7 protein-coding genes are annotated in these 12,911 nt (G+C 38.4%); 1 reads left to right on the plus strand and 6 read right to left on the minus strand.

What is annotated here, in order from left to right:
- Positions 1-9 precede the first annotated feature (9 nt).
- From CSEC_RS02390 to CSEC_RS02405, 3 genes are all read right to left on the minus strand, one after another.
- Positions 10-3,300 carry a hypothetical protein gene (locus tag CSEC_RS02390; RefSeq protein ID WP_154017602.1) on the minus strand — a complete coding sequence of 1,097 codons (3,291 nt, stop codon included), beginning with the start codon at positions 3,298-3,300 and terminating at the stop codon, positions 10-12.
- A gap of 239 nt (positions 3,301-3,539) precedes the next feature.
- A complete protein-coding gene (locus tag CSEC_RS02395) occupies positions 3,540-6,905 on the minus strand; it encodes a beta strand repeat-containing protein (protein WP_041016826.1) in 3,366 nt (1,121 codons plus the stop codon).
- 517 nt (positions 6,906-7,422) lie between these two features.
- Positions 7,423-8,547 (minus strand): hypothetical protein, encoded by a 1,125-nt coding sequence (locus tag CSEC_RS02405; protein ID WP_041016828.1) that lies wholly within the window; start codon positions 8,545-8,547, stop codon positions 7,423-7,425.
- Positions 8,548-8,833: 286 nt separating this feature from the next.
- Here CSEC_RS02405 and CSEC_RS02410 point away from each other — a divergent pair, with 286 nt between their 5' ends.
- Positions 8,834-9,916 (plus strand): FAD-dependent oxidoreductase, encoded by a 1,083-nt coding sequence (locus CSEC_RS02410; RefSeq protein ID WP_041016829.1) that lies wholly within the window; start codon positions 8,834-8,836, stop codon positions 9,914-9,916.
- Between the two features lies 1 nt (position 9,917).
- Here CSEC_RS02410 and CSEC_RS02415 read toward each other — a convergent pair whose 3' ends face one another.
- The 3 genes from CSEC_RS02415 to CSEC_RS02425 form a co-directional block, all read right to left on the minus strand.
- Positions 9,918-10,967, minus strand: a complete 1,050-nt coding sequence (locus tag CSEC_RS02415; protein WP_041016830.1) for a threonine aldolase family protein — start codon at positions 10,965-10,967, stop codon at positions 9,918-9,920.
- A gap of 205 nt (positions 10,968-11,172) precedes the next feature.
- The gene (locus CSEC_RS02420) at positions 11,173-11,712 is read right to left on the minus strand and encodes a GNAT family N-acetyltransferase (protein WP_041016831.1); all 540 of its coding nucleotides are present in this window, start codon (positions 11,710-11,712) and stop codon (positions 11,173-11,175) included.
- Between the two features lie 403 nt (positions 11,713-12,115).
- Positions 12,116-12,865, minus strand: coding sequence for an SDR family NAD(P)-dependent oxidoreductase (locus CSEC_RS02425; protein ID WP_041016832.1), 750 nt, complete (start codon positions 12,863-12,865; stop codon positions 12,116-12,118).
- Positions 12,866-12,911 lie beyond the last annotated feature (46 nt).

A 12,911-nucleotide genomic window follows, 5' to 3' on the forward strand; every position in this document is an offset into this window, starting at 1 on the left:
TCTTAGCTCTTAATTTTTTTCTTGATCAATGGCTTCTTTCAGCTTGAGAACATGATTATTTTTAGGGTCGAAAAAGTTCCAAATCTTAGAAATATTCACCTCATCGATCGGTTTGCCAATTTCTGTTCCCTTCTTTAAATGATGAGCAATCTTATTACCTAAGAAGATAAGCCATTTTAAACTTTTGAGCTTCAATAATTTTAAAGGGGGCTTCTCTTTTGATAAAAGAGAAGCGAATATGGATAGATCAGAAAGAGCTTTTTTAATGGCATCCAGATAAGAGTTGAAGGTCTCTTTATCATTTGCTGCCTTTATGCAGCGCTCGATAAACTCGATTTCGTTGTAAGTACCTTCTAAAAGCAAGATCTTTGCTTCAAGGGGAGCCATTTCTTTGAGCTTCATTTTAAAATTCGGAATTTGCATTTTTAAAATGAGATGAAGGGAAGGTTTAGTAAAATTTTCAGGAGCTTCTCCTTTATTTGTAAACTCCTTTAAAGTAGAGGAAAGCCCGACATCGACAAGAGTTTTTGAAAGATCAAAAAGAAGAGAGGGATCTAGTAAACTAAAAGAGGTCCGACAAGCTCTTCTTACGGCTCTAATTTCATCCTTATCTAAAAAAAAGTGATGGATTTCTTTAAAGAAAACGACATCTTTTTCATCTTTTTGTTCTAAAGAAGTAGGCGCTAAGGCCTCGCAGAAACGTAATATTTGATAAGACAGTGATTTTATATAAATTTCGCTTCTCAAACTTTTTGCCAAAAGGAAAAACTTGTCATATTTAATTTCTTCAAGAATTTTACTAATTCTATCGCAAGCGTTTATCGCGATTTGCAATCGATTTATCTGCTGAGGCGTGAAATGAACTTTTTCAACTGCAGATTTTTGTTTGCTTCTTATGGATAAAGGTGGATGGGATTCTTTAGTTTTTTTTGGCAAAGGAGTCAACTGATCTAAAGGGAAATCATGGATTGGGAATTTTTCTTGGATATCGGAAGATAGAGAGGCTGAGATAGTGATTTCTTTCTTGGAAACCCGATTAAGTCTTCTTTCTTCTTTTCGTTTAGAGTTTTTTGATACGATTGGGCTTAAGGGCCCGGGCTTTTCCTTAGGTTTTGCAGATTCAATTAAAGAAGCTCTTTGCTTCTCTAAATTTTTATTTTGCAGCTTCCTTGCTATTTCCTCTGTTTTTAATTCCTTAGTTGTTGGTTTAAAGCCTTTTGCAACTTTAACTTTTGGAGTTGGCGGTTCATATGAACCAAAATAAAAAGGTTCAGTTTGTGATTTGGGAGCTTTATTTTTTTGATTTTGGTAGGAACTGGCTCTTTGGTAATATTTTTTTAATAATTCGTTTATTTCCAAGGAAGGCAATTCTTTATTAGCTGAGGCCGACAAGTTGATTGATAAATTTGATTCATTGAACTCGCTTATTGAAACTTCAAATGTTTCAAGGAGTTTTTTGAAAATATTAAAGTAGTCGAGGTTCTCAAATAAAAGAGAAAGCGCTTCGGTTTCCTTTAAAGTCTTCTTTTCCTTAACGCCTAAAAGGTTGCTACTAATAAGACGATCTAAAAGTGAAGCTTCTTCACGTGTCGCAAGCTTTGCTTTGTCTTTTAGGTCTTGAATCTCCTTAAAATAAGAATTGGCTTCTTTTAAGAGCAAATAACTCTCTTTAAAGGTCTGGCAAGCTAATACTTTATTTACCCGATTAAAAATTTCCTTTAAACAGCAAGCGGCTTTTTCCTTGAGATCCTCGTTTCTAAAAATATTTAATTTGGGTATAGGAAATAGAATTTTAGGGAAGCATCTAAAATATATTTCAAAAGACTCTTCATTTAAAGTCTCAAGCGCATAACAAAAAGCATTTTTATGCGAGTTATTCTCGTTTAGAAGATCCCAATTTAAATCGGACCAGTTTTGAAGGTAGTCAAAAACAACAGGGTTACTTTTAGAAAGAAAAATTAAAAAATTAATAAATGATAGCCCTTGTTTGTTATACACATTAATACTTACATCTCTAATGTATAAATCAATACAAGCTAAAATTGAGTTAATCCTTAATTGGTATTTACAAATATTCGCAGATAGCTGAATAAAACAATCTTTCAATAAAGAATAAAATTGATTTTTCTTAAAAGTGCCTTTATCCATAAGAAATTTAATGATTTCAGGTCTTCCTGCTAGAGTGGCATTAAGAAAAGGGGTGACATTGATGTCATTTAAAACAGTAGGGTCGATTTCAACAACTGTTCTGATTCTTTCAAAGCGTATTGGATAGGTAAAAGATTCCTGGAATATCAAACGTGTTTTCTTGACCAAAGCTTGTTTGGTCTTAAGAGGTTTTATTCTCTTTCGGGAAGAAAGATTTTTTAGCTCTTTTTCCATAATTTCTTTTTGAAATGAATAGACGGCATCATATTTGGAGAGAGTTTCTAAGGTTATCTCGCTTAATTTCTCATCCAGTATTTTTCTTACGATCTCTAAAGGAAAAGTAGATCGGACAAGAAATCTTTTTATAAAGGTTGTCACATCTTTTGAAAGCGTTCTTTCCCTTTTATAATTTTTTATTAGCCTGTGGCTATCATAAATATCCACGAGGCGGTGTGAAAGAAATTCTAGATGTGTTTCCAAGGTTTCTTTATTGAAATTAAAAAAAAGCTCGCTTGCTTTTTTCCATTCAAGGTGTATGGCTTCAGCGTTTCTTTGGATTAAAAGGGTTGCAAGCTCGTTTCTTTTTTTGGGATCATTAAAAAAAAATGCTTGGGCGAGAGGAAGTTTTATTGTAGAAGATGCGTTTACATTTAGGCGATTGCCGTCGATGATTTGTTTTAACGTTTCAATTGAGATAAGATCCTTTTCATATAAATCGATAAGCGAATCTAAAAAATTTTTCCCATCTAATTCAAAATTGGTGTCGGCTCCTTTGGAGAGTAAAAGTTCTATTAGTGAAAATCGAAACGCAAAAGAGTCCTTTTTGGCTTGTATTTGAGGTGCAAAGAGGGATAAGAAGCACAAAGCAAAGGTGGAATACTCATTGGGTCCCCGTTTATTTTGATCGAATCCGAGCTCAAATAGAAGATTTATGATTCTAAAATACCCTGATACGAAAGCTAAAAAAAATCCGTTCACGCCTCTGTATGTAAAAGAATGTAAAACTTCAGGATTTGACTTTACGAGCTTTCTTACTGTTTCAAGTTCATTTTTGCCGCAAGCTTCAAGAAAAGCTCCTAATTCATTTTGCGGAAACACGGGGTCGAATGGAAAGAGTGTAGTTGAAGGCTTAAGGGAGGAAGACTGCATCATGAGAATCTATTGGTTAAATTGTGATTACTTTTTAAGTTAAAACTTTAAATAAACCAAAAAATAGCAGGCATTGTAAATGATGGCGGTTCTTTGCGTAAAGATTTTTATAGCAGGATGTTGATCAAGAAGTTTATAGAAAAAATGACATTTTATGCACTTGACGATGAAAATTTTTTCAAACAGGAAAGAAAAAAGAAGCTGCCATCTTAAGATACGGATGGCAGCTTCTTTTAGAACTCTTAGGGAACGCTTATGACAACAGGAGCGCTTTTGTCTCCCTCAATATCCACAGCATATAGCGTATAAATATACGTTAGGTTTTTGTTTACATTGTTAATAGCGACCTTAAAAGGACCTGTTGCCGGAACAACTGCCTTAAGGACTCCATTTTGGTAGATTTCATAATGATCGGTATTAATATCCGGGCTTGGATCCCACTCCAAGAGGTCATAGTATTCTGTTTGTGTTGCAAATTTATTTTTTTTAAGCTGCCCTCTAAAATTAGTGGGAGGAAGGGGGCCGAGAGGTTCGGTGAAAGTCACCTCGGCGGTTTGTGTGATCAGAACAGCATTTGTGATATCTGTTGCCGTATAGGTCACAACTTCTTCAGTTGTGCTTCTAACGATAAATTGGGCTTGGCCAAAAGCATTTGTTACAGCAACTAATGGACTTATAATAGAACTTCCTCCTCCTTGGGATAAAGATACGCTATTGCCAACAATTGGATTTAAAGCGCCATTTAGCAAAGTAACTGTGATGGTTGAAAATTCGACTCCATTTGCTTCTACGCTTGCAGGTGTTGCGATAACAGTAGATAGTCCGGCTTCGCTATCGCCAAAAGCTACTTGTGCGGTTTGAGTAATAATGACGCCATTAGTCACATCTGTTGCTGTATAAGTGACAGTTTCACTGTTGATATTCGTCACGGTGAAAGTCACTTGGCCAAAGGCATCGGATGGACCTGACGGCGCTGAGATAACTGAGCTTCCGTTTTGTGCAAGTGAAACGGTATGGCCAACAATCGGATTTAAAAATCCATCTAAAAGCGTGACTGTTATGGTGGAAAAAGAAACCCCATCGGAAATCACGCTTAGAGGGAAAGCTGTGACTGTTGAAGTATTACTTTCAAGAGCAATGAAAGTTACTTGCGCCGTTTGCTGAAGGTCAATCCCATTAGTATTATCCCTTGCTGTATAGGTGACCGTTTCAGGGGTGGTGTTAGTGACTGTAAAGGTCACTTGCCCAAAAGCGTTGGACACCCCGGATGGCGGAGATATTGAGGAAGATCCGCCTCCTTGTGAAAGGGACACCGTGTTTCCGACAATTGGGTTTAAAAGGTCATCTAAAAGGGTTACGGTTATGGTTGAAGATTGAGAACCATCGGCATTTACTGAAGTTGGCGCTGCTACCACAGTTGAAGCGCTTTCTTCGTTAGTCTCAAAAGATACTTGGGCTGTTTGAAAAATCACAACAGCATTGGTTGTGTCTGTTGCCGTGTAGGTCACGGTTTCAACCTGGGTATTTGTAACAGTGAAAGTCACTTGTCCAAAAGCATCTGATGCTCCTGACGGGGGCGATATTATCGAGCTTCCGCCGCCTTGGGATAAAGAGACGTTATTTCCAACAATTGGAACGCCAAGGTTGTCAAGAAGAGTCACCGTTATAGTTGAAGCTTGAACGCCATCGGACATGACAATTAATGGGGAAGCTGTAACAGTTGAGGTGGTGGACTCATCGGCAAAGAAAGTAACTTGGGCAGTTTGCGCTATTACGTTCCCGGTTGTTGTATCTGTCGCTGTGTAGGTTACCACTTCAGCTGTTGTGTTAGTAACAGTAAAAAAGACCTGCCCTAAAGCATCAGAGGGCCCAGAGGGGCCAAAGATAGATGAGCTTCCGCCGCCTTGAGATAAAGAGACCTCACTTCCAACAATCGGGTCTGTCCCATTTGTGAGGGTGACTGTGATGGTAGAAGAAGAAGAGCCATTGTTTAAAACAGACGTTGGCGAGGCTTCAACAGTTGAAAAAAAGCTTTCTTCATTCAAAAAGGAGACAGTGGCTGTTTGGACAATGACAATCCCATTGGTTTCATCTGTTGCGGTATAGGTGACATCTTCAATGACTGTATCTGTCACAGTAAAGGTCACTTGTCCTGAAGCGTCAGATGGGCCTGATGGCGCTGAAATTACAGAGCTGCCGCCGTTTGCCGCCAAGCTCACTGTATTGCCTACAATAGGCGCGCCTCCATTATTAATCAGAGTAACCGTGATGGTTGAAAAATCAATCCCGTCGGCATTAGCAAAAGGAGGGGTGGCAACTACATTTGAATTTATATCTTCCCCTGTACTTTCAGTTGCGAATATTCCAACATCATCTGAATCCTTAGCGAGAACTACAAGGGCTCGGCCGGATGGATTTACCGCAATGGATGTTGCATAACTCTCCTCTGAAGTTAAAGTATCTTGCGGAGCCCAGGTGCTGCCGTTAAAGACTGCCGCTCTTACTACGTTCACAAATGGAGCAAAGCTAAGCCAAGAAGCATAGGCAATATTTGTCGAATTGACTCCAAGGACTACTTCGGTATTTGGAAGCTGATCTCCAAAGGTATCGACCGCACCCCAAGAACCGCTGCTATAAATTGTCCCTTTAACACGTTCGGATGAAAAGTCATTATTGATCCAAACTGCTACGGCATTTCCACTTGGCCATACTTCAATTTTTGGAGAGTAGCCCGTGCTCCCAGGTTCTATAATAGTTTCTGCTGCATCCCAAGTAGTTCCATTAAAGGGAGCCGCTTGTATCTCACCAAGACCTGCATTATTAAGAATCCAAGTGGCAAATCCAATGTTTGAATCATTTAGGGATACCTGGGCATTCGAGCTATTAAAGCCAGTGGACGATAATTGAACGGGAGCATCCCAGGTAGTCCCATTAAAAAAAGCTGCTTGAATAAGTACATCGCCTAAGCCATTAGGCTCTTCCCAAACGGCAAGAGCCCTATCAGTTGAGTTGAGTGAAACTTGAGGAAGTTCGGAATTCAGCCCTGGAGTATTAATGGTAACGGGTGCCCCCCAAGTCGTGCCATCAAAGTAGGCGGCTTGAGTGACATTTTGCACTCCATTGCTTCTTGTCCAAACAGCCATGGCGTGATTGCTTGCATTGACAGAGATCTGAGGGTTTAATGCATTTTGACCTGTCAATGACAAATTTATCGGCGCCCCCCAAGTCGTGCCATCAAAGGCTGCCGTTTGAATAACCGTTTGAGGTCCATCGAATCGTCTCCAAACCGCATGGCCTTTCCCTGTGGAGTCCATACCGACTTTGGATTGGTCAGCATCTTCACCGGGTACTGAAATTGTGACAGGCGCACTCCAAGTCGATCCATCATATTTGGAAGCTTGAATTAAAAGATTAGTTGATGAGAAAGTCCAAGTGGCTAAACCCTCATTTGTTGAATTTAGCGCCATAGCGACATCGGGATCCTGATTAAATGTCGTCGTAGTTGAAATTTCCGTCACCGGAAGGTCCCATGCAGAACTTGCTTGGCTTGCAAGTAAAATAAAAACGGCATGTAGAAATAAATGGATACATCTACTGATATTCTTCATTACTTTCTCCTAAAATTTGAATCCAATACCGGTATCCAATAGAAGTCCCGACATCGTTTAACTCATTTGTTGCAATAGGGTTTCTCATTTGAAAATTGGAAGGTGCTATACTAAATAATCTTTAAAGATTTAATTCGTTTGAAAGCTTCAAGGCAAGTCTTAAGAATGATTCTAAAACCCTTTAAAGAATTTCTTATCTTTGAATCTAGAGAGTCTTTTTTTTTATGAAAGCTTTTTAAAACTTTTTTTGGAGACCCGGCTTTATAAAGCTTGTGGAAAGATGCATTCAGGGTTCGAGCCATAAATCTGTTTTAAGCGCTTCTTTAAAAAAGTTAAGGGCTATTTATTTTTCAGGATAAATTTTTTTTGAAAACTAACATGAGTTTAGATTCTTTTCAAAATAAATATAGGGATTTTTTTAAGAGGGAGAGTATTAAGAAAAAATTAGAAAAAAAACGGCTTAAAATTACTTAAGAATAAAAATTTTAAGCCGTTAAACCGGAGTTTTGAAAGAAGTCTATTGAGGTCTCAAATTTTCCTTTTGTCTTTCAATGCCTTCTAAAGCGGATTGTTTCATCTTAGAGCTAAAAGATTTTCTTTTCACAAGATCTTGTACAAAAGGAACGGCGATCTTTAATTGCATATCTTTATAAAGGGCTTTGGCCTCTGACCAAGCTTCTTCGATCGAAAGATCTCGGCGTTGAGTTAGTAGCTCAACAAATAAAAGTACTAACACGGTTCTAATGGGCTGTTTAATCCAGCAATTGCCAACTTTCTGAGCCGGCAGGGTAGTTTCTTCCAAGAAGGAAAGACCTTGTAAAAGACGGGTGGAATTGGCCCCAAGCAAAGCTTGATTTTCCTCTAAAAATTTCTTAGGTTTTCTAAGCGTTCCCGAATAAAAGGTATGATGAGCAATTTCTGCCGGAACAACCTTAAGGCTTGCTAGCCGGCATCGTCTTTTTTCACTTTCTTCCTCATTGATTTGAATTGAAACAGAAAATGGCTTGCAGAGGGGATCATCGTTACTTTCTCTTTGAGAATTGATGAGAATCTCAAAGCATGGTTTTGAGGGGCTATAAGCGCTTCCCAAGTTTCCAACTAACCTGCTTATAGCATGTTTTTGCCAGCCAAGGACCGTAGAATCAGGGCAAATTCGAGTATATCTCGGAAGTGATCCGGGTTTAGAGTTACCGTCAAGGGAAGGCGCCGATGTCTCGACTTGACTAAAGGCCTTAACCACATTCTTTATAGCTTCCTTATTCGCCCCTAGGCAATTTTTAAAGGAAAAATAATACTTTAGAAGCATGTAGCGTGTGAAAAGATTGCCCATGCATGTAGATCCTCCTTCGTCCCACCCTTCTTTTTCAGAAAGATTAAGATATCCCGGGATAATCTTATCTGCATACTCCTCAAGGAGAAGATGGTCTTTATAGGCAAGTCCGCTTAAAACGGGTTCATTCTCATCGAAGGTAACTCTCCATGAGTCAAAGTTATCGGTTTTGAATTGAGACCGCTCTCTTTGATGCAATCCATTTAGAGCCTGGTTTAAACCCTCTAAGGATCTAAAAAGATCAGCAGAACCGGGCGTTGCAAAAGGATGATGATTAGAAAAAAAGGAGCCAAAATTTGTTGGAATATTCATAGAAATAACCGTTCTTTGTTTGTTTTTGAGTTATTCTAATCAATCAAATTGTTCAAAAAATTAAGATTAAATGAAGATTTAAAAAATTTGTAAAAGCTAAATAGGATAATTAGTAGCAGCGTTTCGAATCAAACAAAGTTTTATAGATGCAAGTTATTTTTTTGCTTGCTCCGCAAGCCGTCTTAAGTATAGGGGTCTTGGAGAGTTCTTCTTTTGCCTGGAGAATTAATGAAAAGCCGGCTACCCTTTTTTCCTCAATGAAACGCTTTAAGAATGGATCTGGACTATGTTATATAAGATTATACTTTTTTGTTTATTGACAACTTCTTTAATTGGAGAAGAGATTGTCTATTTAAAAACACCAAAATTAGTAAGAGAAAATATTATTGGGACTAACGTTGGGATAAGGCCTTTTAGAAAAACGGGTGTTCGAATAGAAAGTGAATGGCTTAATGACAAATTGCTCGTTCATAATTATGGTTATGGAGGATCCGGGATGACCTTATCTTTTGGGGGAGCTTTGGAAGTTTTGGAAATTCTTGGTCATCACCAAATTCCTTCCAAGAGAGTGGCCATTTTAGGCGGAGGGGTTGTTGGCATGGCTCTTGCCTACGATCTTCTTCTTCAAGGTTATGAAGTCCACATTTATGCTGAGGATTGGTGTCCGAATCTTACATCAAATGTCGCCGCCGGAATTTGGAGTCCGCTTACCTACCCGAATGATCTTTCAAACGAAAAAAAACAATTGCATCAAAGGATGTTAAAGAATTCCGAAGCTCGTTTATTAAAGAGTTTAGGGGATAACCCTGAGTTTATGGGCGTTCGTCTTATCACAAGCTATACCTTTAGATCTGAAAAGGCGCGTCCGTCGCCAAAAACGACTCAAGGCGAGGAGATAATAGCCCATTTTGATAACGGGGTAGTTAAAAAAGGGCGGCGGTTTTACGAACTTGGAATAGATGGAAAATTATTTATGGATGATCTTTATAAGAAAGTTAAGGAAAAGGGAGCTATTTTAAAGCAGGTTCATTTCGAGACGGCGGAAGACCTTCTTAATCTTGAAGAAAGCATCCTTGTTAATTGCACGAGCATGGGCTCTATTAAACTTTTTAAAGATAAAGAATTTATTCCAATTAGAGGACAGCTTGTTTATTATGCCCCCCAAAAAGAAATGGATTACCTATTTGCTCATGCTCTTGACGATGATCCAAAGGATTCTAATATGTTTTTTGTTTCGATCTACCCAAGAAGCGATGCCTTGATCTTAGGAGGGGTCTATGAGCCTAGTCAAACAGATTTAAAAATCAATCCTCTTGTTATTGAAAAGATAATTGATAATGCCGAAAAATGTCTATTAGGCGATTTGTAGTTTAAAGAGGGGTTTTGGCTATTTCCGATAAAATAGCCCTTAACGCTTGTACATCCTCGCTTTGGGTGTTCCAGGAGGCGATAAATCTTACTTCTCCTTTCTCTTGATCCCAAGGATAGCAGTGGATTTTTTCTTGGATCAAGGGAATCCATGATGGCGGGGCTGTAAAAAATATCTGATTTGTTTCGACCTTGTAGCTTATTTTAAGATTTGGAATTCTTTGAATAAGGGAAGCGATCTCTTTTGCTTTCTCGTTTGCATGTAAAGCGAGGGATTTCCATAACCCTTCTCTGAAAAAAGGAAGGTACTGAGCAGAAAGATAGCGCATTTTAGATAGGAGTTGGAGCGTTTGCTTTTGCAGATAGTCGCTTCCTTCTTCTAGTTCCGGATTAAATATAAGAACCGCTTCAGCTCCTATTAATCCATTTTTGGTGCCCCCAAGAGATAGCACATCAACCTTTGCTGCATGGATAAGATCCTGAAAAGAAATCTCAAGACTTGCTACTGCATTATAAAGACGGCTGCCATCTATATGAAAGATTAGCTTTTCTTCTTTGCATAATTTTGAAAGGGCTCTAAGCTCTTCCAGGTTATAGACAGTTCCAACTTCTGTCGGTTGAGTAATGGATAAGATTCGAGGTGAGGTCGAATGCTTTCCGAAAGCTTTTTCAAGTCTCAATTTTTTTAGAAGAACGCTTGGGATTACTTTTCCATCTATATGAGGAACGGTTAAAAGCTTGCAACCAATAAGAGATTCCGCGGCACCGGATTCTTGATAGTGGATGTGAGCAATGTCAGAGCAAATAATCGATTCATGTCTTTTGCAAGCCATTTTTAGACTGAAAACATTGCTGCCGGTACCAGTGGGGAGAAAAAAAACTTTGCATTTAGTATGAAAAGCCTCTTGAATTAATTTCTCAGCTTCCTTAGTCCAGGGATCGGATCCATAAGAGGGGGTATCGCCAACATTGGCTTCAACGATGGCTTGCATGATTTTTGGATGAGCGGGCGCCCAATTGTCGCTTGCTAGTGAAATTTTTTTCTGAGCCATAAGACCCCTTTGCTTTCGAGAATATTAGACTTCTTTTGATACTCCATTCAATGGTTAAAATAGCCGTTTTTGGCCTCTTTTTTCCTAAATGTTTCACGCATAGGTCATCCTATGCTTTCAAAATTTATCAAAAAATTTGCACAAAACCAGCCCCTTCTTCCAATCAAAGCGAGTTTCAAAAGAAGTCTATTATCAGCTAACCTTCTTATCCCATCAAGGGAGAACCTTTGATGAATAGCAAGTACATGGCTTGATGGCCCAAAGCATCATTACTCCGGATGGTTTTGTGTTCTTTAAAGCCGCAACTTTTAAATAAACGAATAGAGGCAACATTTCTAATATCGGGATCAGCTAAACAATATTGATAATTGGGCCAAATAAACTTTTCTAAAAAAGTATGTATAATCGAGTAACCAAGCCCTTGACCTAACTTCGCCTCTTCGCCAATAAAGACATCGATTCCGGCGGCTTTTTCAACGATAATGGCAGGCAAATCCTGATCTTTGAAGGGATACTTTTTTAAGGGATAGCTTTGGATATAGCCGAGAGGTTGATTCGAAGAAGCAACAATATACCCCTTTATGGACTTCTCCCCATTAACATACGGAATAAATTTTTCTTTCACTTCCGCTAGGGTCCAAGATCTAACGGAATAATACGCTTGAACATGCGGCTTATTCAACCATTTGTGTAAGAGATTAAAATGAGATTCCCGTAACGGCTCAAATTCAACTGATTTATTCATAAAGCTCTTAATGGTTTAATATAAATAAATTTATTTAAATTGTTAGATAATAATAAAGGTTCTTTGGATCCTTCCAAAATTTGAGAGCAAATCTATCAAAGAAAGGCCGATCCTTATACCAAAGGATCTGATCAAAGTTTCGCTTCTACTCACAAGTCTTTCAAGAATTTTTGGAAACTGGCATATCCACAGAAAGCCATTAGAATCTATTTAGTTGAAGATTTATTATAAACGATAAGGGTGTACATCATTGAACTTAAAAGTGCTGGAGGATAATTCCGACTGCCAATTTTCCCCTTTATCATGTGCCTACGTCTCATCAACACCGAAGAATACTTATGAGGGTAATAGTGGGAAACTCGATAAATTTTCAAATGATTACGTTATTGACGTGACATTCCCTTCAAGAACGAATATGAGCTTCTTCACCCAAAACCGATTGCCCGCCGTCAATAATGAAGTTTTGTCCTGTGATGTTATTTGCTTTTTCTGAAACAAGAAATAAAGCCATTTCTGCTACATCTATAGGCTTTACAAAGCGACGAAGAGGCACTGAGAGGAGTTTTTCATTAACTTCTTTTTTGGTAAGAGTCTGCTCATCATAGACTTTTCCGGGACTAATGCTATTCACATTCATATTATATTTAGAAAATTCTATCGCTGCTGTTCTCATAAAGCCATTCAAACCAGCTTTTGATGCGGCATAGGCGGCCATATGAGGCAAACCAATGGTTTCTCCAGCTATAGAGGACAAAAATACAAATTTCCCGTTTCTATGTCGTTTCATTTCTGAAAAAGAAGCTTTAGAAACCAAAAATGCACTTGTGAGATTAGTGTCAAGTGCTCCCTGCCAATCGTCCAATGTCAATTCATCGATGTATTTCCATGGATAGATAGCGACATTTTGAACAACTGCATCAATATGGCCAAACAAAGATACTGTTTTTATAACCATTTTTTTGATTTCGTTTTCTGAAAGACTATTCAAAGCATTTATTTCTACAATCCCTGGTAAGTCATTAGCGATTTTTTCAAGTTTTTCTAAGGAACGTCCCACTAACATGAGCTTCATTCCGTGCTCGGAAAATAGTCGAGCACAGGCCCTGCCAATCATACTAGTAGCACCTGTAAGGATGGCCACTTTATCTTTCATGAGCTACTCTTTGTTCTAAATTAGTCATCCAAGCCTCGCCAGGGAA

Origin of the sequence: Criblamydia sequanensis CRIB-18 (assembly GCF_000750955.1) — a bacterium.
GTDB lineage: Bacteria > Chlamydiota > Chlamydiia > Chlamydiales > Criblamydiaceae > Criblamydia > Criblamydia sequanensis.